This window comes from Youngiibacter multivorans (genome assembly GCF_017873395.1).
Lineage (GTDB): Bacteria > Bacillota > Clostridia > Clostridiales > Clostridiaceae > Youngiibacter > Youngiibacter multivorans.
The window spans coordinates 52412-76460 of the sequence record NZ_JAGGKC010000006.1 but is presented as its reverse complement, the minus strand read 5'-3'; the positions used below and the strand labels follow the sequence as shown (position 1 = coordinate 76460).

22 protein-coding genes are annotated in these 24049 nt (G+C 47.0%); all 22 read left to right on the top strand.

Annotated elements, in window-relative coordinates:
- The first annotated feature begins 51 nt into the window (after window positions 1-51).
- The 22 genes from ylqF to infB all read left to right on the top strand — a co-directional run bounded on the left by ylqF (window position 52) and on the right by infB (window position 24049).
- Window positions 52-999, top strand: a complete 948-nt coding sequence (ylqF, locus tag J2Z34_RS04980) for a ribosome biogenesis GTPase YlqF (RefSeq protein ID WP_209458766.1) — start codon at window positions 52-54, stop codon at window positions 997-999.
- Between the two features lie 13 nt (window positions 1000-1012).
- Window positions 1013-1795, top strand: coding sequence for a ribonuclease HII (locus J2Z34_RS04975; RefSeq protein ID WP_425348039.1), 783 nt, complete (start codon window positions 1013-1015; stop codon window positions 1793-1795).
- Between the two features lie 56 nt (window positions 1796-1851).
- Complete coding sequence (gene dprA, locus J2Z34_RS04970) at window positions 1852-2853, top strand: DNA-processing protein DprA (RefSeq protein ID WP_209458764.1); 1002 nt, start codon at window positions 1852-1854, stop codon at window positions 2851-2853.
- A 119-nt stretch (window positions 2854-2972) separates the two neighbouring features.
- The gene (topA, locus tag J2Z34_RS04965; RefSeq protein ID WP_209458763.1) at window positions 2973-5051 is read left to right on the top strand and encodes a type I DNA topoisomerase; all 2079 of its coding nucleotides are present in this window, start codon (window positions 2973-2975) and stop codon (window positions 5049-5051) included.
- 241 nt (window positions 5052-5292) lie between these two features.
- The gene (gene codY, locus J2Z34_RS04960; protein WP_209458762.1) at window positions 5293-6069 is read left to right on the top strand and encodes a GTP-sensing pleiotropic transcriptional regulator CodY; all 777 of its coding nucleotides are present in this window, start codon (window positions 5293-5295) and stop codon (window positions 6067-6069) included.
- 89 nt (window positions 6070-6158) lie between these two features.
- Entirely contained in the window at window positions 6159-6602 is a 444-nt protein-coding gene (locus J2Z34_RS04955) for a DUF488 domain-containing protein (RefSeq protein WP_209458761.1), read from the top strand.
- 211 nt (window positions 6603-6813) lie between these two features.
- The gene (gene rpsB / locus J2Z34_RS04950; RefSeq protein ID WP_209458760.1) at window positions 6814-7515 is read left to right on the top strand and encodes a 30S ribosomal protein S2; all 702 of its coding nucleotides are present in this window, start codon (window positions 6814-6816) and stop codon (window positions 7513-7515) included.
- Window positions 7516-7609: 94 nt separating this feature from the next.
- Complete coding sequence (gene tsf / locus J2Z34_RS04945; protein WP_209458759.1) at window positions 7610-8515, top strand: translation elongation factor Ts; 906 nt, start codon at window positions 7610-7612, stop codon at window positions 8513-8515.
- A gap of 112 nt (window positions 8516-8627) precedes the next feature.
- Window positions 8628-9368 carry a UMP kinase gene (gene pyrH / locus J2Z34_RS04940; protein ID WP_209458758.1) on the top strand — a complete coding sequence of 247 codons (741 nt, stop codon included), beginning with the start codon at window positions 8628-8630 and terminating at the stop codon, window positions 9366-9368.
- 47 nt (window positions 9369-9415) lie between these two features.
- On the top strand, window positions 9416-9970 hold the full coding sequence (frr, locus tag J2Z34_RS04935) for a ribosome recycling factor (RefSeq protein ID WP_209458757.1): 555 nt from the start codon (window positions 9416-9418) through the stop codon (window positions 9968-9970).
- 27 nt (window positions 9971-9997) lie between these two features.
- A complete protein-coding gene (locus J2Z34_RS04930) occupies window positions 9998-10771 on the top strand; it encodes an undecaprenyl pyrophosphate synthase (protein ID WP_209458756.1) in 774 nt (257 codons plus the stop codon).
- Window positions 10764-11558: a phosphatidate cytidylyltransferase gene (locus tag J2Z34_RS04925; RefSeq protein ID WP_209458755.1), complete on the top strand. Its 795-nt coding sequence runs from the start codon at window positions 10764-10766 to the stop codon at window positions 11556-11558. Before J2Z34_RS04930 ends, J2Z34_RS04925 begins: the two co-directional genes overlap by 8 nt.
- Window positions 11559-11838: 280 nt before the next feature.
- Complete coding sequence (locus J2Z34_RS04920; protein WP_209458754.1) at window positions 11839-11976, top strand: hypothetical protein; 138 nt, start codon at window positions 11839-11841, stop codon at window positions 11974-11976.
- A gap of 169 nt (window positions 11977-12145) precedes the next feature.
- The gene (locus tag J2Z34_RS04915) at window positions 12146-13300 is read left to right on the top strand and encodes a 1-deoxy-D-xylulose-5-phosphate reductoisomerase (RefSeq protein WP_209458753.1); all 1155 of its coding nucleotides are present in this window, start codon (window positions 12146-12148) and stop codon (window positions 13298-13300) included.
- A gap of 27 nt (window positions 13301-13327) precedes the next feature.
- Window positions 13328-14335 (top strand): M50 family metallopeptidase, encoded by a 1008-nt coding sequence (locus J2Z34_RS04910; protein WP_209458752.1) that lies wholly within the window; start codon window positions 13328-13330, stop codon window positions 14333-14335.
- 10 nt (window positions 14336-14345) lie between these two features.
- Window positions 14346-15395, top strand: a complete 1050-nt coding sequence (gene ispG / locus J2Z34_RS04905; protein WP_209458751.1) for a flavodoxin-dependent (E)-4-hydroxy-3-methylbut-2-enyl-diphosphate synthase — start codon at window positions 14346-14348, stop codon at window positions 15393-15395.
- 40 nt (window positions 15396-15435) lie between these two features.
- Window positions 15436-19665, top strand: a complete 4230-nt coding sequence (locus J2Z34_RS04900) for a PolC-type DNA polymerase III (protein ID WP_245250518.1) — start codon at window positions 15436-15438, stop codon at window positions 19663-19665.
- Between the two features lie 138 nt (window positions 19666-19803).
- Complete coding sequence (gene rimP, locus J2Z34_RS04895; RefSeq protein ID WP_245250517.1) at window positions 19804-20256, top strand: ribosome maturation factor RimP; 453 nt, start codon at window positions 19804-19806, stop codon at window positions 20254-20256.
- 10 nt (window positions 20257-20266) lie between these two features.
- On the top strand, window positions 20267-21343 hold the full coding sequence (gene nusA / locus J2Z34_RS04890) for a transcription termination factor NusA (protein ID WP_209458749.1): 1077 nt from the start codon (window positions 20267-20269) through the stop codon (window positions 21341-21343).
- 30 nt (window positions 21344-21373) lie between these two features.
- Window positions 21374-21640, top strand: a complete 267-nt coding sequence (rnpM, locus tag J2Z34_RS17580) for an RNase P modulator RnpM (RefSeq protein ID WP_342453104.1) — start codon at window positions 21374-21376, stop codon at window positions 21638-21640.
- Window positions 21633-21950, top strand: coding sequence for a ribosomal L7Ae/L30e/S12e/Gadd45 family protein (locus J2Z34_RS04880; RefSeq protein WP_342453103.1), 318 nt, complete (start codon window positions 21633-21635; stop codon window positions 21948-21950). The genes rnpM and J2Z34_RS04880 overlap by 8 nt, the downstream gene beginning before the upstream one ends.
- Before the next feature lie 14 nt (window positions 21951-21964).
- Window positions 21965-24049, top strand: a complete 2085-nt coding sequence (gene infB / locus J2Z34_RS04875; RefSeq protein ID WP_209458747.1) for a translation initiation factor IF-2 — start codon at window positions 21965-21967, stop codon at window positions 24047-24049.

The window sequence follows — 24049 nt, the reverse complement described above, 5'->3', positions numbered from 1 at the left end:
GAGACCTTGGTCTCTTTTTTGTTTATATCCATATAGAAAGGAAGTGATGGCATGGCAATTAACTGGTTCCCTGGCCATATGGTCAAGACAAGAAGGGAAATCGAGGAAAATCTCAAGCTGGTAGATGCTGTAATCGAGATAAGGGATGCAAGGATCGTCAGGTCCTCCAAGAATCCCCAGGTAGATAAGATCATAAAGAACAAGCCGAGACTTGTCCTTCTGAACAAGGCTGACATATCCGAAAGCGCAGTCACCAGAAGGTGGATAAGGAAGCTGGAGAATGACACTACAAGGGTCCTTGAAGTGAACTCGCTTACCGGACAGGGGCTTAATTCCATAAAGCCTGCACTTACTGAGCTTCTTCATGAAAAGCTGGAGAGGAGCAGGAACAGAGGAATCGTAAATTACACCATGCGTGTCATGGTTGTCGGGATACCAAACGTCGGCAAATCTTCATTCATCAACAAGATGGCAAGGGCTTCAATCGCAAAGGTTGGTGACAGGCCGGGTGTAACCAAGAACAAGCAGTGGATAAAGACCAAGGATGGCATCGAGCTGCTTGATACTCCTGGAATCCTCTGGCCAAAGTTCGAGGATGAGAAGACATCCCTGAACCTGGCATTTACTGGCGCAATCAAGGATGAGATCATGGATATAGAGACCCTTGCACTGAGGCTTGTGGAGAGGCTATCCAGACATTATGGCGACAGGCTTGTGGATAGATACAAGATAGATTCCGTATCAGAGGATCCTTTGGAGACTATGGAGAAGATCGCAAAAAAGCGCGGCTGCATCATGGCCAAAGGCGAAATTGACTACAACAGGGTCGCGGTGATGCTGCTTGACGAATTCAGGGGCAACAAGCTTGGCAACATAACACTCGAATGGCCGGAAGAAGAGGAAGAGCAGGAAGAGCAGGTAGAGCACGATGAACTGGTAGAGCAGGAAGTGCAGGAAGAGCAGGTAGAGCAGGAAGTGCAGGATGACCAGGATGAATGATGGAATCGGTGGAATGAAGGCTTCTGAGGTCTCGCGATTCGTAAGGGACAATTTCAGACAGCTGCTTGTGGACAAGGACTACTGGATGGATGTACTGGGGAGCGACAGCAGGTCTTCCGTAAGGGACCTTTGCAGCTTCATAACCAGGGAAGAAGAGAAGATATCTGCAGAACTTGCGCGGGTCAGGGCATTGTATGATTTTGACGCAAGGTTCGGGAATCTTGTTGCAGGTGTTGATGAGGTAGGCAGAGGACCTCTTGCCGGCCCTATAGTCGGTGCTGCCGTAGTACTGAAGACAGACAGCCCGGACACATCCCTGATTCTTGAAATTAATGACTCCAAGAAGCTTTCAAGGAAGAAGAGGGAGGAACTTTTTGAGAAAATCAAGGATCAGGCGGAAGCCTTTGCAATCTATGAGATGAGCAACCTTGACATTGACAGGATTGGAATATCCTATTGCAACCATGAGGTGTTCAGAGGTTCTCTCAGGCAGATCGGCATAAAGGTCGACATGGTCCTTTCCGACGGGTATCCAATAAAGGACTTCAGGGGAAGGAACACCGCAGTCATAAAGGGAGATACGAAGAGCGCAGCCATAGCATGCGCTTCGATAATTGCCAAGGTCCACAGGGACAGGATAATGGAGAACATGAACCTTTACTATCCGGAGTATGGATTCGACTCCAATGTGGGCTACGGAAGCTCGGTGCATATCGATGCGCTGAAAAGGCTTGGACCATGTCCAATCCATAGGATGAGCTTTCTTTCCGGAATACTTGAAAAATCTGAAGAATGAATAAGGATACCTCCTGAAGGCATAATGGATACATCATGCTTGCAGGAGGTATGTTCATGGACAGGGAATCAGCCAGGTCGCTCGATCGAAAAGTAAGGCTCGCCATCGCTCTCTCGTCTGTACCCTACTCAGAAAAGGAAAGGCTGATCATGGAGCACAGGGCTCCTTATGACGGGAGTGCAGCAGAAAAGGAAGCTTCTGAAGCACTCGGCCTTGTGAAGAAGGCAGGTGCCAAAGTGACTGCAGTCGGTGACCCTGATTATCCGGAGCAGCTGTACATGATGGAATCACCGCCGATGGTCCTTTACTACAGGGGTGATCTGTCTGTCGTGGGAAGGCCCTGTATAGGAGTCGTTGGTTCAAGGAACTGCTCAGAGTACGGAAGGTTCGCGGCAAGGATGGCTTCTTCATCTGCATCCCGATGCGGAGCCTGCGTTGTAAGCGGGGGTGCCAGAGGCGCTGACACCGAAGCACACCTCGCTGCCTTATATAATGAAGGGAAAACAGCTTGCATACTCGGGTGCGGAGTGGATGTGGCTTATCCTGCCGAAAATCGGAGGCTTTTCAATTCAATTGCTGAAAATGGAGTGCTCATAAGCGAATATCCGCCGGGATTCAAACCGAAAAAATGGACATTCCCGATGAGAAACAGGATAATAGCAGCTTTGTCGTCAGCTGTGGTAGTTACAGAGGCTAGAGATAAAAGCGGAAGTCTTCATACCGCCTCATACGCTGAGGAATGGAACAGAAGAGTCTATGCTGTGCCGGGAGACATCCGGAGTGAAGGCTCAAGGGGAGTCCATCAGCTGATCCAGATGGGTGCAAGGCTTCTCTCCCATCCGTCGGAGCTTGCATCTGACCTTATTTCCTTTAATCCTGAATGTATTGGATGGAGGATGGAGGACATCGGGCTTTTAGACATTCCTGTAGAAAAGACCTTCGTTTCAAGGATTACCGGATTGCAGCAGGATATCATTGAAAGGCATATATTTCAGTCTCAGAAATCATTCAGTGTCGAACCTGCGGGGGATTCAAGAATAATTTTCAGAAAAATATAATGCCAAATTTTTGACAATTTTGAAACCATGGTATAGAATATGGAATAAATTGCGATATTTCGATATCGCTCGCAAACTTGCTGTCGTAAAATACCATGGACAGGACAAAGGGGAAACGAATGAGCCAGAAACTCGTCATAGTTGAATCACCGGCTAAAGCCAAGACCATAAAGAAATATCTGGGCAAGGACTATGTAGTCGAGGCATCCATGGGACATATTAGGGACCTTCCTAAAAGTCAGCTTGGAGTCAATGTCGACAATAATTTTGAGCCAAAGTACATAACAATCAGGGGGAAAGGCGACCTCATCGACAATCTGAAAAAACAGGCCAAGAAATCAGATATCGTTTATCTCGCAACTGACCCTGACCGTGAAGGGGAAGCCATAAGCTATCATCTTGCCGAAATCCTTAAGCTTGATCCCAAGCAGAAGGTAAGGATCGAGTTCAATGAGATCACAAAGGATGCTGTAAAGAACTCGATCAAGCATGCAAGACCCATTAACGAGCATCTTTTCGACGCCCAGCAGGCGAGAAGGATACTGGACAGGCTTGTGGGATATGAGATAAGTCCCATACTCTGGAAAAATGTCAAATGGGGACTGAGTGCAGGTAGGGTACAATCCGCAGCTCTGAAGCTCATATGTGACAGAGAGACTGAAATTGGAAATTTTGAAAGCAAGGAATACTGGACTATTGAGGCGCTACTCACAAAGGCTGCCAAGAAGATCAAGACCAGGCTGTCAACCAAGAATGGAAAGAAGGTTGAGATTTCCAATGCAAAGGAAGCTGAGGCTATAAGGAAGGAGCTTGAAAAGGGCGAGTTCAGGGTCAAAAGCCTCAAGAAAGGCCAGAAGGCGAAGAACCCTCTGCCTCCATTCATAACATCCACCCTCCAGCAGGAAGCATCAAGGAGATTGAACTTCCAGACAAAAAGGACTATGGGAATCGCCCAGAGACTTTATGAGGGTGTAGACGTAAAGGGACATGGAACAGTAGGACTCATAACATACATGAGAACTGACTCTGTAAGGATATCCAACGAAGCCCAGGCCATGGCCAAGGATTTCATTCTGGATACTTTCGGTCCTGAATACTACCCTTCAGTCCCTAAGACATACAAGGGCAAGAAGGGAGCCCAGGATGCGCATGAAGCAATAAGGCCATCTAATGTGGCTCTGACACCTGATGTCGTCAAGGGAAGCCTCAAGGATGAGGAACTGAAGCTTTACAGGCTCATATGGGAAAGGTTCCTTGCCAGCCAGATGGAATCTGCAAAAATAGATACTGTTAGCCTGGAGGTTGAAAACGGAAGCTACATACTGAGGGCAAGCGGATCATCAGTTGCATTCGACGGCTTCATGAAGCTGTATGAATACAAGAATGACGATGAGGAAGAGAACACCATGATCCCTGACCTTGAAGAAGGCGATATTCTCAAGAAGGACAAGGTCCTTCCTGAACAGCACTTCACTCAGCCGCCTCCAAGGTTCACTGAGGCCTCGTTTGTAAAGACACTTGAGGAACTCGGAATCGGAAGACCTTCCACATATGCTCCTACCATATCGACTCTGCTCGACAGGCAGTACGTTGAAAGGGAGAAGAAGAACCTTCTGCCGACGGAGCTTGGCAAGATAGTCAATTCGATCATGTCTGAACATTTCAAGGATGTGGTTGATGTGGAATTCACCGCTTCAATAGAAGAGAAGCTCGACCTGATAGAGGAAGGCGGAACAAAGTGGACTGATGTGGTTGAAAGCTTCTATATACCGCTTAAGAAGGACATTGAGGAAGCTGAGAGCAAGGTATCGAAGATCACCATCGAGGACGAGGTCACCGATGAAATATGCGAAAAGTGCGGAAAGCACTTCGTGATAAAGAATGGCAGATTCGGCAAATTCCTCGCATGCTCGGGCTATCCGGAATGTACAAACACAAAGCCGATCGTTGAGAAGCTGGACGTCCCATGTCCGAAGTGCACTGATGGCGAAGTTCTCGCAAGGAAATCCAGGAAGGGCAGGCGGTTCTATGGCTGCTCCAGATATCCGGAATGCGACTATGTCAGCTGGTATGAGCCTGTCAAGGAAAAATGCGCTGTTTGCGGCGGACTGCAGTATAAGAAATACACCAAGAAGGATGGGGCATATCTTGAATGCTCCGTAGAAACCTGCAAGAACAAGGTGAAATTGGAAAAGTAAGGAATGGGACGGTAATACCGTCCTATTTTTGCGCATAAAAATATATCTTAAAGGTCAATCGCGCCTATTCTGAACAATTCGAAATTTTTGGATAGCGAATGAATATTACTGAAAATCAAGGCCAATATAAAATAATGCATTGTATATTATTTGATAATATGTTATTATTTTTAAGGAATCTAGAATAATTCTAAATTTTCTAATTATTGTAAATCATGAGATTTGTTTGAGGAGGTCGCACATGTCACTGCTAAACAAAACAAGGAAGCTAAACAAGATACTTCAGAAATCAGGTACCGACCCAGTAGTCTTTGACGATATCTGCCATATACTTAGCGAAGAGCTTGAGTCAGATGTCTATGTCGTATCAAGAAGGGGAAAGATACTTGGTCTCAATCTTAGGAATGCCTTCACAACAAATGATGAGTTCTCATACATACTGGATGAGAAAAGATTCAATGAGTCGTACAATGAAGTGCTTCTGAAGGTAAGCGAGACTCTATCGAATCTCGAGCCTAAAGACAGGGAAGTGCTGAACTTCGAGAAGGAGTACGACAATCAGTCAAAGTATACTACTATAGTACCTATCAACGGAAACAGGGAAAGACTCGGTACTCTGATACTTGTAAGTATCCTGGAGCCATTCGATGATGACGACCTGGTACTCGCAGAGTATTCAGCAACCATAATCGGCCTTGAGATCCTAAGGTCAAAGCAGATCGAGATTGAAGAGGACCTCAGAAAGACGGCCGTTGTGGAACTGGCGATAGATACTCTCTCATACAGCGAGAGAGAAGCCGTAAACCATATATTCAGGGAGCTGGACGGTAACGAGGGACTTCTCGTTGCATCAAGGATTGCGGACAAGGTAGGCATAACAAGGTCAGTAATAGTCAATGCTCTCCGTAAATTCGAAAGCGCAGGTGTCATAAAGTCAAGGTCGCTGGGAATGAAGGGAACGAGAATAACCATCCTGAATGACAAGCTTCTCGACAGGCTTGGGATAGACAAGAAATAGTATCGATCTTAAATGAACCATCAATTGCAAAGCCCGGTCTGAAGTGAGCTTCAGCCGGGCTTGAACTCTCAGGTGGGAGGTGGAATATCATGAGGATATTCACCATCGGGTCAAACAGGAAGTCCGCAGAAACCTTTTTTGAACTGCTCCGAAAAAATAATGTCACTTACTTGCTCGATATAAGGCTCAAAAATACATCGCAGCTTGCCGGATTTGCTAAAGGCAATGACCTGGAATATTTTGCAGCCAAGATACTCGGGATAGGCTACAGGCATGATGTCAGGTTCGCACCTGATGAAGGGCTGTTTGAAAGAAGAAAAGGAAAAGGATTGGACATGACAAGCTTCTTAAATGAATTCAGGCGAATACTTGGCGAGAGGAATATGAGGGGCGTTCTTCTGGAAGAGTATGCTGATATCATAGATGGAATGTGCCTTCTTTGCAGTGAAGAGGACCACAGGGAATGCCATCGCAGCGTTGCAGCAGGTTTTGTTGCTGAAGTCTTTGGTGGAGCTGAGGTTGTAAATCTTTGAGTCCTGCTTGCTGAATGTAAGGCTGCAATTTGCATGACAAATTTTGGCTGGAACTTGCTGGAATCTTCCTATTGCGTGACTTTGGTGCATATGGTACAATACTTGAGGATAAAAAATAAACACACGTCCTGATTTTAGTAGTGGTGCCTTGAAAGAGGTTCTACTGAAAGATGATGGCCGTGGAAGTTAAAAAACCAGGAGGTAACAAAAAATGGCAGTAATTTCAATGAAGCAGCTCCTCGAAGCTGGAGTCCATTTCGGACACCAGACAAGGAGATGGAACCCCAAAATGGCTCCGTACATTTTCACAGAGAGGAACGGGATCTACATAATAGATCTGCAGAAGACTGTGAAGAAGGTTGACGAGGCGTATAACTTCGTTAAGGAAGTCGCAGCTGATGGCAAGGACATTCTTTTCGTAGGAACAAAGAAGCAGGCTCAGGAAGCTATACAGGAAGAGGCAACAAGGGCAGGAATGCACTTCGTCAACAACAGATGGCTTGGTGGAATGCTCACAAACTTCAACACCATAAAGACCAGAATCGGCAGGCTTGAGTCACTCAAGAAGATGCAGGAGGATGGAACCTTCGAAGTACTTCCCAAGAAGGAAGTAGCAGCACTTGTCAAAGAGATGGACAAGCTTGAGAAGAACCTTGGCGGAATAAAGAACATGAACTCCAAGAATATCGGAGCAATGTTCGTTGTTGACCCAAGGAAGGAAAGAATAGCCATAGCGGAAGCCAAGACTCTTGGTATTCCAATAGTTGCTATAGTCGACACAAACTGTGATCCAGACGAGATTGACTATGTCATTCCTGGAAACGACGATGCAATAAGGGCTGTCAAGCTAATCACAGGCAGACTGGCAGATGCCATAATAGAAGCTAGGCAGGGAGAAGATCAGGCCGAGTAAAATGAAAGAAAGGTAGGTGGATTTTCCATTTACCTTTTATATTAGTATCGGATATTTATTGGAACAAATATGAAAATAGTCAGGAGGAAAATAAATGATTAGTGCACAGGCAGTAAAAGAGCTCAGAGATATGACTGGAGCAGGTATGATGGACTGCAAGAAGGCCCTTACTGAAGCAAACGGAGACATGGAAAAGGCCGTTGAGGTATTGAGGGAAAGAGGACTTGCAGCAGCGGCGAAGAAATCCGGAAGGATCGCAGCTGAAGGTGTAGTCGCTACATACGTATCAGAAGACAAGAAGAGCGCCGCAATGGTAGAATTCAACTGTGAGACTGACTTCGTTTCTGCAAATGAAGCATTCACAGGACTTGCAAGCGATATCGCAGCTCTTGTTGCAAAGAGCGAAGTATCAAGCATTGAGGACGTGAAGTCACTCACACTTGGAGAGGCTACCGTTCAGGACGCTGTAACAGCGCTTATCGCCAAGCTCGGTGAGAACATGAGCCTCAGGAGATATGTCAAGATTAACGCGCAGGATGGCGTTATTGCGTCATATATACACATGGGCGGAAAGATCGGCGTACTCGTTGAGACAGCATCAGAGAATGCGACTGATGAAGTTGCTAACGTGGCAAGGGATGTTGCAATGCATGTTGCAGCCCTTAACCCGAAATATCTGGACAGGACTTCAGTTGATGAAGAGACAATAGAGAAGGAAAAGGAAATCTACAGGGTACAGGCCCTCAATGAAGGCAAGCCTGCAAACATCGTTGAGAAGATGGTACTTGGAAGAGTACAGAAGTTCCTTAAGGAAGTATGCCTTGTAGAGCAGCAGTTCGTAAAGAACCCTGACCTTACAATAACAGGACACCTCAAGGAAGAATCAAAGAAATTCGGAAGCATCGCTATAAAGAGCTTTGCAAGATTCGAAAAGGGTGAAGGCATAGAGAAGGAAGAGGTTGATTTCGCAGCGGAAGTTGCGGCTCAGATGAAGAAGTAACCTAAACAGTGCCTTTAGAGAAAGAGTAACATCAAAAGAGAACACCCTGTGTTCTCTTTTTTTCAAAATGTTGATAGAATGTAATTAGATTACATCCAAGCGGAGGATAAAAATGAGCGAGTGCAAATACAAAAGGGTCATGCTGAAGCTGTCGGGCGAAGCCATGGCAGGAAAGAACGGGTTCGGGATAGATTTCGAGGTGGCAAAGAGAATAGCAACTGAAATCAAGGAACTCGTTGACATGGGTGTCCAGGTTGGAGCGGTCATAGGTGCCGGCAACATATGGAGAGGCAGAGAAGGCGGAGGCATGGACAGAGCTACTGCGGACTATATGGGAATGCTGGCTACATGCATAAACGCACTGGCGCTGCAGAACTCGCTCGAGGACCTCGGTATTGAGACGAGAGTCCAGTCTGCGATTGAGATGAAGGAAATCGCTGAACCTTATATCAGGAGAAGGGCCATCAGGCATCTTGAAAAGGGAAGGGTTGTGATTTTCGCCGCAGGGTCTGGAAATCCATACTTCACTACCGATACGGCTGCTGCCTTAAGGGCTGCCGAGATTGAGGCTGAATGCATCCTTCTCGCCAAAAAGGTAGACGGAGTCTATGACAAGGATCCGAATAAGTTTGATGATGCTGTCAAATTTGACACGCTAGACTACAAGCAGGTAATTGAGCTCGGGCTCACAGTAATGGACTCTACCGCCATAACCCTGTGCATGGACAATGACATCCCAATCATAGTATTCGCCCTTGACGAACCGGGCAACATCAGGAAGGCTGCAACCGGAGAGGAATATGGCACCATAATCGATAACTATTCGAAGGAAGCTGCAGCCAGGGACTGCTAAGAATTTGGAATCTTTGAACTAAAATAATCTGAATCGGAGGAATGGAAATGATTAAGGATATCATCAAAACAGCTGAAGAGAAAATGACAAAGTCGATACATGTTCTTGAATCCGACTTGTCTACCATGAAGGCCGGAAGGGCCAATCCAACGATGCTTGACCGTATTGAGGTTGAATACTACGGCGGAATGGTACCTATAAACCAGGTCGGAAATGTATCTGCTCCAGAGCCAAGGGTGCTGATGATAACGCCATGGGACAAGAAAGCGCTTAAGGCTATAGAGAAGGCAATACAGAAGTCTGACCTAAACATCAACCCTTCAAATGACGGTTCTGTCATAAGGCTTGTTGTGCCTGAGCTTACCAAGGAAACCAGGCTTAATCTGGTAAAGATGGTCAAGAAGCACGGCGAGGAGTGCAAGGTTGCAGTAAGGTCAATCAGAAGGGATGCAATCGACAAGATAAAGGGTCTAAAGAAGTCCGATATTTCAGAGGATGAAATCAAGAAGGGCGAAGAAGACATGCAGAAGAAGACTGACGCTTTCATCAAGAAGATTGATGAAATGCTTGAAAGAAAAGAGAAGGAAATCATGACCGTCTGATGATTCTCCTTTTGAAAGGTTGATTAAATGTTTAATTTTTTCGGCAAGAAGCAGGATGAGGTTCCTAAGGGTTCAGAACCATCCCTGGATATGGGAAGGATACCTGGACACATAGGGATAATAATGGACGGCAACGGCAGGTGGGCAAAGCAGAGGAATCTGCCGAGGACCATGGGCCACAGGGCGGGAGTCGAGACAATCAGAAGGATTCTGAAGGAATGCGAGAGACTGGGAGTCAAGCACCTGACGCTTTATGCCTTTTCCACAGAGAACTGGAAAAGGCCGCAAGATGAGGTGGGGGCTCTCATGACACTTCTCGTTGAATACCTGAAGGGAGAGATTTCAGAGCTTCACAGGAACAATGTGGCGATTGATTTCATCGGCAACATTTCCAAGCTTCCTGAAGCGGCAAGAACTGCACTAGTCGATGCTAAAGAAAAGACAAAAGGAAATACCGGGGTCAGGATGCACCTCGCACTCAACTACGGAGGCCGCGAGGAGATTATTTCTGCTGTGAGGAAACTCATGGACGAAGCTGCAAATGGAAATGTTTCATCTGAGAGCATCGATGAGGAGAAATTCAAGGACTACCTGTATACTTCAGGAATTCCGGATCCTGAACTCATAATCAGACCAAGCGGAGAATTGAGGCTTTCAAATTTCCTTCTTTATCAGGGTGCATATTCGGAACTTTGGTTTTCCTCCATCAACTGGCCTGACTTCGCAGAGAAGGACCTGAGACAGGCAATCTCGGACTATCAGGCAAGGGACAGAAGGTTTGGAGGGATAAAGAATGAATAGCAGGTATTTGGGAGCTTTGACCCTCATACCTGTACTGGTCATGGTATTCCTTGGAGGCTGGCCTCTTAAGCTGATCGTTACGCTGCTTGCTGCACGAGCCCTGTTCGAGTTCTTTTCTGTGACAAGGAAGAAGGGATTAAGGCCTTCACAGGCTCTTGGCTACGCTCTGCTCGCAGCATACTATGTGATACTCTTAACCGGAGGGGATGCTTTCGGGCATCTCGGCACCATAATAGTGGCAGGAACCGCTGCAGGATTCATAATGATGGTTTTTTGGGACGAGTTCGACCTTACGGACCTTTCAGTTACCATAACCGGATTCATATATTCAGGCGTCCTCTTCGGCTACCTGATTCTTCTGGACAATCTTGATAACGGATTGATAATGGTATATACCGTGTTCATCATATCCTGGGTATGCGATACTTTCGCATACTATACCGGGCGATTCTTCGGGAAACACAAGCTGATCGAAAGAGTCAGCCCAAAGAAGACAATTGAAGGTGCTGTGGGCGGCGCTGTCGCAGGAGCACTTGGTGCTCTGGCTGTGGGGATGGTGACTGCATTATCTACTGGTATTGAACCCTATCATTTCCTTGTAATGGGGCTGCTTGGAGCGGTTCTCGGACAGGTGGGCGACCTTGCTGCTTCTGCAGTCAAGAGATATGCCGGTGAAAAGGACTATCCTAAGATCATACCCGGACACGGCGGAGTCCTTGACAGGTTTGACTCGATAATGTTTGTGGCAATGATGGTTTTCTTTTATAATCAATATATTATCCGCTGAAATGGCGGGGTCTGTGGCCTAAGAACCTCAGACCCCGCTTTCTGCGCCATTCCTATATATATAGGTCATCGCACCAATATTTCCAGCACAGGATGAAATATGAAAAGGACAAGCCATTTCTAACCCAATTATCATAAGGCGCATCCCATTGGATACAAATTATCATAATTAGTTCATAAACAGTTTAAACAATATATATTGATTATTTCATGCTATAAAACTATTATATAATCAAAGAGATACAAAGGCGGGCAAGTCTATATATTTGGAGGTGAATAAGATGAAGAAGGATCCGAAGACCAAGATTCTGTTTACTCTTCCAGTAGACCTTAAAGAAGAACTGCTCAAGGAAGCTGAAAAAGAAAACAGATCATTGAACAACTACATACTAACCCTTCTGATAAAGCGAACAAAGTAGTGCAGCAGCGGGAAGGACACATCAACTTAATTATTGTATAATAAAAGAGCGAAAGCTCTTTTTTATATGGGAAAGATAAAATCACCGTAAGGATTATTTCAGCATGGTGAATTAGAATGAGAGCAGAGAGATTGAAGGATATATTTCTGCCCTCGGATTGGAGTGTAATGTGAAAAACATATCCATAATTGGAGCATCAGGCTCCATAGGGACCCAGACTTTAGACGTGCTCAGAAGTGAGAAGGACATAAACCTTGTAGGAGCATCGGTTCATGGCAACCTCAAGGTGCTTAGGTCGATAATAGAGGAATTCGGTGTAATGAATGTGGCTGTGACTGACCCTGGAGTTCGCGAGGAAGCTGAATTGATGCTTTCATCGATTGGATTCAAAGGTGCTTCATATTTTGGAGCCGAGGGTCTGGAGGCTATTGCCACGCTTGATGAGGCACAGACCGTCGTCACATCGATAGTAGGTATGGCTGGCCTCAAGCCAACAATCAAGGCAATCGAAAAGGGAAAGCACATTGCTCTTGCCAACAAGGAGACAATGGTTGCGGCAGGCGGCATAGTCACTCAGCTCGCGAAGGCGAAGGGTGTGATGATACTTCCCGTCGATTCGGAGCACTCAGCAATCTTCCAGAGCTTGCAGGCCGGAAAGCATTCTGAGATAAGGAAGATTCTCCTTACCGCTTCCGGGGGACCTTTCAGGGGAAAAGACAGGGAGTTCCTGTCAAAGGTGACTAAGGAAATGGCCTTAAAACATCCCAACTGGGCAATGGGAGCGAAGATTACAATTGATTCGTCGACTCTAATGAACAAGGGACTTGAGGTAATAGAGGCAAAATGGCTTTTCGATGTGGATTACGATGATATCGAGGTATATGTCCACCCGGAGAGCATCATACACTCAATGGTGGAGTTTCGTGACAACAGCATAATAGCGCAGCTTGGAACCCCTGACATGACGCTTCCAATTCAGTATGCTTTGAATTATCCTGATAGGCATGAGGCGGTTGCGGGCAGGCTTGACCTTTTCAAGGCAGGAAGACTCACATTCGAGAAGCCTGACAGGGAAACCTTCGAGGCTCTTGATATGGCCTATGAGGCAGGAAGGGCCGGAGGAATAATGACAGCTGTGCTGAACTCAGCAAATGAAGAGGCAGTGGACCTGTTCCTAAGGGACAGGATCAGATATCTGGACATTACAAGGATCATAGGCGAATGCCTAAGAAGATTCGACCAAAGGGTGGAGCCGACGCTTGGCAATATCCTTGAAGCCGACAAGGAAGTTAGGGATTACGCAAGATCTGTTGCAAAGGGATAGGATCCCAAGTGAAACAAGAGGTGTAAAATGGAACTATTTTTATCAATATTCGCGTTCGGACTGCTCGTGCTTGGACATGAGCTCGGGCATTTCACACTGGCGAAGGCAAATGGAGTAAAGGTTCTCGAATTCTCCATCGGGATGGGACCGAGACTTGTCAAGTGGGAGAGGAATGAAACCACATACTCCCTGAAGGCTTTCCCTATCGGAGGATCGGTCAGGATGTACGGTGAAACTGAAGAGGAGGTTGGCGAAGGGTCATTCCTATCGAAGAACCCTCTTAGGAAGATGAGCGTTATTGCTGCCGGACCTCTGATGAACCTGGTTATGGCGCTTGTAATCTTGTTTGTGATAACTCTGAACCTCGGTTATGCGGATACTTCCATCAGGGAGGTCATTTCGGGTTCTCCGGCAGAAGCTGCAGGGATAAAGCCTGACGATGAGATTATGGAGATCAACGGGCAGAGGACCTACACATTCGAAGACATAACAACATACATAGCCTTCAACGGATCTGAAGCTCTTGAGGTAATAGTAAGGACAGGAGACACGGACAGGGTGTTAAGCATCCTGCCGATGAAGGATGAAACGGGAAGGTCCATAATAGGAATCGCCCCCAATTATGTGGAAAAGCCAGGTATTGCTGAGTCTGTTTCCAGCAGCTTCAGGAAGGCTTTGTCACTTGTAAACCAGACGATATTTTCACTGAAGGTGCTATTTGGAGGACAGGCAAGCCTGAATGACTTCGGAGGTCCTGTGACAATATTCAGGGTCTCAACTGAAGCGGCAAAGGTGTCGCTATGGAACCTGGCAAGCTTCGCTGCATTCCTCAGTGTAAATCTTGCGGTGCTTAACCTTATACCGTTCCCTGCACTTGACGGCGGGTGGCTGCTGATACTTCTTGTGGAGCTCGTGACGAAGAAGAAGCTTCCTGAAAAATTCGTTGGAATATGGAATACTGTCGGATTCGTGGTCCTCATGTCATTTATGGCACTCATAACCTTCAAGGACCTGTTCTTCCCGATACAGCTGTAAGGAGAAACATATGGAAAGAGTGAAAACCAAAAAGATAAAGGTAGGAAATACCTTCATAGGTGGAGATTCGAAGGTTACGATACAGTCGATGACTAATACCGATACAAGGGATCCTGAGGCGACACTCGCCCAGATAAGGGCGCTGATGGTTGCCGGCTGCGAAATTGTAAGGCTGGCTGTCCCTGACATGGAGGCTGCTGATGCGCTGAGTAAGATTACCCCACTCATTCCAATTCCTGTGGTTGCAGACATACATTTCGATTACAGGCTTGCAATAAGGTCCATCGAAAATGGAATCTCAAAGCTCAGGATAAATCCTGGAAATATCGGAGGACGGGACAAGATAAGGCTTCTTGCTGACATGTGCAGAGAGAAGTCCATCCCCATAAGGATAGGTGTAAATTCCGGATCACTGGAGAAGGACATTCTTGAAAAGTACGGGAGAGTCACACCTGAAGCCTTGGTTGAAAGTGCAATCAGGAATGTGGAGCTTCTGGATGAGGTGAATTTCAACGACATAATAATTTCGATAAAGTCTTCAGATGTACTTACCATGATGGAGAGCTACAGGCTGCTTTCGAGGAAGGTGGACTATCCGCTGCACCTTGGGGTGACTGAAGCAGGTACCCTATGGAGGGGAACTATAAAGAGCTCCATAGGGATCGGCGGACTTCTTTCAGAGGGCATCGGAGATACCATAAGGGTTTCTCTGACAGGCGACCCCATTGAGGAGATCAAGGCAGGAAGAGAGATACTGAAGGCTACTGGTCATCTCAAGGAAGGCATTGAGTTCGTGTCGTGCCCGACATGCGGAAGGACACAGATAGACCTTATAGGGATCGCAAACCAGGTTGAGGAAGCCCTCAAGGATTCCAAGAAGCATATCAAGGTGGCTGTAATGGGCTGCGTAGTCAACGGACCTGGTGAAGCCAGGGAAGCTGACATCGGCATTGCAGGAGGAAACGGTGTCGGTCTCATATTCAAGAAAGGCATGATAATCAGGAAGGTCAGCGAAGCTGAGCTCGTGCCCGCACTTCTTGCGGAAATCGAGAAGCTGTAGGGGATTTTGACCTTGCATTCACAGGAAAGGTGGATTTCATTTGGACATAATACACAGCCTATCAGGCGAGAACAGCCTGAAAAACTATGATATCGACGGAGTGCTGAAGGTTGAGTACCTTTCCAAGTCGAAGGCCTTCAGGGTGTTCCTGAGGTCTTCTTCCCTTTTGGACCCATCCGTAAAGGAACCAATAGGTGGTTTCCTGTCAAAGGCTTTCAGCTTCGAGGGTGAAGTTAAGGTTGTTGATATCCTCAGGGATCCTTCTGCAGAAATCAAGGACAGGATCCTTGGAATGTTCCTGAGTGATCCTCTGACAATGAGCTTCATCAAGGATTCTAAGGTAGTTGAAGGTGAAGGCAGGGTGAGCATAAGCCACTACAGCGACATCTTCATGAAGAGCTTCAAATCCAAGGAGCAGGACAAGCTCATGAAGAGGTATATGAAGGAATATTACGGCAAGGATGTAAACATAGAGCTCAAATATACACCGGAGACTACTCCGATGAAGGCTGAAAGCGAGCTTTTACCTGACCCTGGAATTATCCAGAGCGTAAAGAATGTATCAGCCCCTGTATTCAGGGAACCGAAGGAAGAGAAGGAAAACAAGGATAGCAAGTCTGAAAGCGGAGAAGTATACGGAAAGAGAATAAAGGAGCCTGTTACAGCCATAAGCGAGCTTGATGACAACTCCGGAGTATCCGTAATCTGCGGAGAAGTGTTCAAGCTTGAGGACAAGGAGCTCAGGAGTGGAAAAACGCTCAAGATGATCTATGTCACTGATGGCACAAGCTCACTTCCTGCTAAGCTGTTCCTGAAGAAGGATGAGACGATTGACGGCCTGAAGGAAGGCAGCTACATGAAGCTTCGGGGTAATGTTGCCGTGGACCTGTACAGCAAAGAGCTGACGATGATGGTTAAAGACATCAACAGGATGGAGAAGGCGAAGCGCGAGGACAGGAGCAAGCTCAAAAGGATAGAGCTCCATGCCCACAGCTCCATGAGTGCCCTTGATGCAACCGTTCCAGTCTCAAGACTTATGGAGGCGGCAAAGAACTTCGGGCATCCGGCTTTTGCGATAACGGACCATGGAGTGGTCCAGGCATACCCCGAAGCAATGGACACTGCGAAGAAGCTTGGAATCAAGATGATCTACGGTATGGAAGCCTATGTTGTAAATGATGCAATCGACATAGCTTCAGGGCTCGTGGAGGAGCATGGCAGATTCGTGGTGTTCGACATCGAGACCACAGGGTTCTCAAGCCAGAATGACAGGATAATAGAGATAGGTGCTGTCAAGCTTCAGGATGGAGAGGTCGTTGACCGGTTCTCCACATTCGTCGATCCTGAGGTTCCTGTACCCTACAAGATCACTGAGCTTACCGGGATAAGGGACTCAATGGTCATGGGACAGCCAAAGATAAGGGATGTGATTCCGAAATTCCTTGATTTCATAGGAGATTCCATACTTGTGGCCCACAACGCATACTTTGACGTTGGATTCATAAGAAAGAACGCCGGGGACATTGGCCTCAAATTCAATAATCCCATAGTGGACACCGTGCCTATGGCAAGATTCCTGTACAGGGAGCTCAAGAGGCATAAGCTGGACGTTATCGCCAAGCATCTCGGAATAAACATGGGCAGCCATCACAGGGCTGTAGACGATGCGATGACCACCGTTGAGATACTCAAAAGGTCGTTTAAGAAAATGGAGGATATGGGAATACAGTCCCTTGCAGAACTCAATGAGCGAAACAGGAAGGAAGCTGATGTGACCAAGCTCCCCATGTATCACGCGACAATCCTTGTCAGGAACCAGGAAGGCCTGAAGAGCCTTTATCAGATGGTCTCATCATCACATCTGGATACCTTCTTCAAGAAACCGAGAATAAAGAAGTCCATGCTTCAGGAAAAGAGGGAAGGGCTGCTTATTGGCTCTGCATGCTCCAATTCCGAGCTTATGAGGTATATCCTTGAGGGAAGGACTGAGGAAGAGATAGAGGAGGTTGCTGCCTTCTATGACTACCTGGAGGTCCAGCCGGAAGGAAACAATACGCATCTTTTCAAGGATGGAAGGATCAGGGACAGAGAGCAGCTGAGGAACCTGACGAAAAAGATAATATCACTTGGTGAAAAGTTGGGAAAGCTGGTGGTTGCCACCGGAGATGTTCATTATGTTGACAGGGATGAGAAGATCTACAGGGAGATAATAGTAGCGTCCCAGTCCTTCAGGGAATCGGATACTGACGTGGACCTTCATTTCAGGACCACAGATGAGATGCTCACAGAGTTCTCGTACCTTGGCAGGGAAAAGGCCGAGGAGCTGGTGGTCCATAATACGCATAAGGTAGCCGACATGATTGGAGATGTTCTTCCAATTCCCAAGGGTACTTTCCCTCCGAAAATAGAGGGTGCGGATGAAGAGATAAGGAAGATGACCATGGACATGGCTCATGAGCTCTATGGCGATGTTCTTCCTGAAATAGTGAAGAGCAGGGTGGACAAGGAACTTAACAGCATAATATCCAACGGGTATGCTGTTCTTTATCTGATTGCCCACAAACTTGTTGCAAAGTCTCTGTCAGACGGATATCTCGTCGGGTCGAGAGGATCCGTAGGATCTTCACTGGTAGCTACATTCACAGGTATAACAGAGGTCAACGGGCTGCCTCCGCATTACAGGTGCACAAGCTGCAGACACTCCGAATTCATATCGGACAACAGTGTCAGCAGCGGTGCCGACCTTCCTGAAAAGGATTGCCCCGTTTGCGGCGAGAAGCTTGTCAGGGACGGTCACGACATACCCTTTGAGACCTTCCTTGGTTTCGAAGGCGACAAGGAGCCTGATATTGACCTTAACTTCTCCGGAGAATATCAGGGTATAGTGCACAAGTATACAGAAGAGCTATTCGGTAAGGGCTACGTGTTCAAGGCAGGTACCATCGGTACTGTTGCAGACAAGACCGCCTATGGCTATGTGAAGAAATATTACGAGGAAAAGGAAGTCAATCTTCCGGGAGCTGAGATTGAAAGGCTTGCAAAGGGATTGACTGGTGTCAAGAGGACTACCGGACAGCATCCGGGCGGAATCATGGTTGTTCCGAGGGATAATGACATACATAATTTCACCCCCATACAGAGGCCGGCTGACGACAGCGATTCAGATGTAACAACGACACATTTTGATTATCACTCCATATCAGGAAGGCTTCTGAAGCTCGACATACTGGGTCATGACGACCCGACTGTGCTTAGGATGCTCCAGGATCTTACGGGCATAGACCCTAAGAGTCTGCCGCTTAACGATGCCAGGGTGCTTTCTCTGTTCCTTGGGACCGACGCCCTGGGAGTTACGCCGGATGAGCTTGGAGTAGCGCTTGGATGCCTGGGCCTGCCGGAATTCGGAACCAAGTTTGTAAGAGGCATGCTCCAGGACACAAAGCCCAAGTCCTTCGCCGACCTGGTGAGGATATCAGGGCTGTCGCATGGTACGGACGTATGGCTGAACAATGCGCAGTACTACATAAAGAACGGAGACACCACGCTTTCAGACTGTATCAGTACAAGGGATGACATAATGGTCTACCTGATCTATAAGGGACTGCCTCCCAAGACCAGCTTCAACATAATGGAGAAGGTGAGAAAGGGTAAAGGCCTGTCCGACGAGTTCGAGGCAGTCATGAGAGAACATGATGTCCCCGAATGGTATATCGAATCATGCAAAAAGATAAAGTACATGTTCCCTAAAGGACATGCCGTTGCGTATGTCATGATGGCGATGAGGATCGCCTGGTTCAAGGTATACAGGCCGCTGGCATACTACTGCGCATATTTCAGTGTCAGGGCTGAGGATTTTGATGCAGGCCTCATTCTCAAGGGAGAGGATACTGTAAGGACAAGGCTTGAAGAGCTGTACGCGCTTGGTAATGCAGCGAGCAACAAGGAGAAGAACCTGATAACAGTTCTTGAGCTGGCTTATGAGCTTTACAAGAGAGGGTTAAGGTTCAAGGGCATCGACCTGTACAAGTCAGATGGTACGAGATTCCTTATCGAGGACGGGGATATAAGGCCGCCTATCAATGCTCTTGTTGGTATCGGAGCCAATGCTGCAGCCAGTATATGCGAAGAAGCCAGGAAGGGTGAGTTCATATCAAAGGAAGACCTGAGGACGCGCTGCAGGGTATCAAGGACAGTCATTGAGACACTTGAGGAAAGCGGAGCACTGGAAGGACTGAGCGACACTAACCAGATATCCCTATTTAGTCTATAATCCTTGATATTGCCGGGATTATGTGATAATATGATAACGGACAATATACGAAGCGGAAAGAGTGGGCAAAACCCGCTCTTTCATTTTGTAGGCGGCATATGCCGCTTTTGGCATTGGTCATGACTGGAGGTGGAAGGATTGGAAAGGCTTGAAGGAATCAAGGATTACCTTGAGAAAGAAATCAATGGACTGGGATACGGACTCTATCACCTGGAATATGTCAGGGAAATGGGGCAGCACTATCTGAGGTTCTACATCGAGAAAGATGGAGGAATCACTCTGGAGGACTGTGAGAAGGTCTCGAGAAGGATGTCGGATATCCTTGATGAAAAGGACCCGATTGAAGAGGAATACTTCCTCGAAGTATCATCACCGGGGATCTTCAGGAACCTGTTCACCGACAAGCACCTGAAGGAAGCTGTAGGATTGAAGGTGCTTGTAAAGACGAAGAAACCTGTCGATGGGTCAAAGAGCAACAAAGGGATACTCATTTCATCAGGAGATGAGACTCTGGAGTTGAAGACAGACAAGGGCAACGTCGTCATACCGAGAAACATCATAAAATCAGTGAATCTGGAAGAGGATATATAAGGAGGATAAAATGGCAAAAGAGGAAGTCAGGAAAAAAGATGAGGTGATCCTCGCCCTCAAAGCAATTGTTGCAGAGAAAGGCATAAGCGAGGCACTGCTCTTCGAGACCCTGGAGGATGCGCTCATAGCCGCGTACAAGAAAAACTATGCGAATCAGGGATCACCAAATGTCAGAGTGTCAATCGACAGGGAGACAGGGGAAATCAAGGTATTCGCATTGAGGGAAGTAGTCGAGGAATCATTTGATGATGCCGAAGAGATTTCGCTTGAGGAAGCCCAGGCAATAAATGCTAAGTACGAGATCGGAGATTTCGTTGAGAACGAGGTGACACCTGCGAACTTTGCGAGGGTTGCAGCGCAGAGTGCAAAGCAGATAGTCACTCAGAGGATAAAGGAAGCTGAGAGAAACATACTCTACAGCGAATATTCCGAGAAGGAATATGACCTTATCACTGGAATAGTGCAGAGAAAAGACAAGGGCAATGTCTATATTGACCTTGGCAAGACTGAGACTGTGCTCGGGCCTACCGAACAGATACCTGGCGAGTCCTACGAATTCAACGAGAGGATCCAGCTGTATATCGTTGAGGTAAAGCAGAATCCCAAGGGTCCCATGATAGCTGTTTCAAGGACACATCCAGGACTTGTGAAGAGGCTGTTCGAGAGAGAAGTTCCGGAAATATTCGATGGAACCGTTGAAATAAAGTCGATATCGAGGGAAGCCGGATCCAGGACAAAAATCGCAGTATACTCAAAAGACCCTGAGGTTGATCCAATGGGAGCGTGCGTGGGTCCTAAGGGAACCAGGGTACAGAACATCGTGAGGGAGCTTCGCAACGAGAAGATTGACATAATCAAGTGGTCGAAGGACCCTGCAGAATACATAGCAAATGCCCTGAGCCCTGCAAAGGTAGTGGATGTGCATGTGGATGAGAATTCCAATTCCTGCAAGGTGCTCGTAGACGAGAACCAGCTGTCACTTGCCATCGGCAAAGAAGGCCAGAACGTAAGGCTTGCTGCGAAGCTGACAGGCTGGAAGATAGATATAAAGAGCAAGAGGGATGAGTGGGAGCAGGCAAAGGCCTGACCTGACGAAGCCCATAAGTGAGGTGTTTCCGTGAAAACAAAGAAAATACCAATGAGGATGTGCACCGGATGCATGGAGATGAAGCCAAAGAAGGACCTTATCAGAGTGGTCAGGTCAAGCGAGGGTGAAATTTCCATCGACATGAAGGGCAAGAAACCCGGAAGGGGAGCGTATGTCTGCAGGGACGAAGCCTGTCTTAAGCTTTCGTTCAAATCAAAGAGGCTGTCAAAGAATCTTGAGGCTGATATTAGCGAAGAGATATTTGCAGCTCTTAACGAGGCGATCAAAAGTGAATAGGTTTTTATCGTTTCTGGGCATAACAAGAAAATCCGGCAATGCTGTCCTCGGGTACAACAAGAACGAGGAAACACTGAGGACAGGCAGACTGCATCTTGTGATAATATCAAAGGATGCTGCACAGAATACCAAGGATAAGTTTGTAAGACTTGCCGGCGAAGCCGGAGTGCCCCTGATAGAGGATTTCACTCCATACGAACTTGGACAGGCGCTTGGAATGGACGAAATAGCCGTGGTCGGCATAAAGGACGCTAAGATGGCTGCAAAGCTGCTTTCGATAGCCGGACAAGGCCAGGAGAACAATAAATAACGGAGGTGGTCCTATTGTCAAAAATAAGAGTTTATGAACTCGCAAAAGAGCTGGACATAACCAGCAAGGAACTGATCGCAATACTGAAGGACGAGTTTGGAATAGAAGTAAAGAACCATATGAGCGTTGTCGAGGATGAAGACGCAGCACTCATAAAGGAACTTCTGACCGGAAAGACAGAAACGACTGCTGCAGTCGAGACTGCGGTTGGGGATGAAAAGAAGACTCCATCTATAGTTGAGGTTTATGAGGAGATACTCTCCGAGGAAGTCAACAAGCCTGTAATTAAACCTAAGAAAAAAGGCAGAAAAGATGAAAAGGACGAGCTTGAAGGGACTTCAGCATCTGATTCCATTGAAATCGGAGATTTCATAACAGTCAAGGAGTTTGCTGATAAGCTTGGAAAGCCTGTAAATGAAGTCATCAAAGCGCTCATATTCAGCGGAGTCATGGCTGGTATTAACCAGGAAATCGACTTTGAGACTGCAACCAAGGCTGCTGCAAAGCTAAGCGTGTCGATCAGGAAATCAAAAGAAGAGTCCCTCGGAATCGAAGAGGATGAAACTGAAGACCTGGAAGACATCAATATGGTCAAGAGGCCTCCGATAGTCACAGTAATGGGACACGTAGACCACGGCAAGACTTCGCTTCTCGATGCCATAAGAAAGGCCAAGGTAACTGAGTCCGAAGCCGGCGGAATCACACAGCATATCGGTGCGTATACCATAACTCTAAATGGCGAGAAGATAACCTTCCTCGACACACCGGGCCATGAGGCGTTTACTGCCATGAGAGCCAGGGGAGCGCAGATAACTGACATAGTCATACTAGTTGTCGCTGCAGACGATGGAATAATGCCTCAGACTGAGGAAGCCATAAACCACTGCAAGGCGGCGAATGTTCCAATAGTTGTGGCAATAAACAAGATAGACAAGGAAGGGGCCAATATCGAGAAGGTTAAGCAGGAGCTTACTGAGTTTGGCCTGGTATCCGAGGAGTGGGGTGGAGACACCATATGCGTTCCGGTATCAGCAAAGGCAAAGATCGGTATCGATGACCTTCTGGAAATGGTGCTTCTGACAGCCGAAATGAAGGAGCTCAAGGCAGATTCCAACAGAAGGGCTACCGGAACAGTCATAGAATCAAAGCTTGACAAGGGAAGAGGTCCTCTTGCGACGCTTCTCGTTCAGAAGGGTACTCTTAACGTAGGAGATTCCATACTTGTCGGATCAACATATGGCAGGATTAGGGCAATGTTCGATGACAAGCAGAAGAAGATAAAGAGCGCCGGTCCTTCAATACCTGTTGAGGTACTTGGACTTTCAGATGTTCCTGTTGCAGGTGACAAGTTCCATGAAGTCAAGGATGAGAAGACTGCAAGGGGAATGGCAGAGGCAAGGAAGATCAAGGAAAGAAGCCAGCTTCAGAGTTCAGTAAGGGTATCCCTCGAGGACCTTTACAGCCAGATGAAGGAAGGCAAGATCCAGGAGCTTCCGATAATAATCAAGGCGGATGTGCAGGGATCCATAGAAGCCCTCAAGGGATCACTTGAGAAGCTCTCAACCGACGAGATCAAGGTAAGGGTAATACATAACGGAGTAGGTGCGATAACAGAGACTGACATATCACTTGCTACCGCTTCAAATGCCATAGTCATCGGCTTCAATGTAAGACCTGACAATAATGCGGCAGCACTTGCCGACAAGGAAAAGGTTGACGTCAAGACCTACAGGATCATATACAACGCAGTTGACGACATAAGGGCTGCGATGATAGGCATGCTGATGCCTGACATCAAGGAAGTAATACAGGGAAGAGTCGAGGTCAGGGCTACCTACAAGGTATCCGCAATCGGCACCATAGCCGGAGCATACGTGCTTACAGGCAAGATAACAAGAAACTCTGAGATAAGGCTCATAAGGAACGGCATAATACTTGTCGAGACCAAGCTTGCATCGCTCAAGAGATTCAAGGATGATGTCAAGGAAGTAGCTGCAGGCTATGAATGCGGACTTTCCATAGAAAAGTTCAACGACATCAGGGAAGGCGACATCATCGAGGCTTTCGTGATGGAGGAAGTCAAGAGAAAAGCGCTGTAG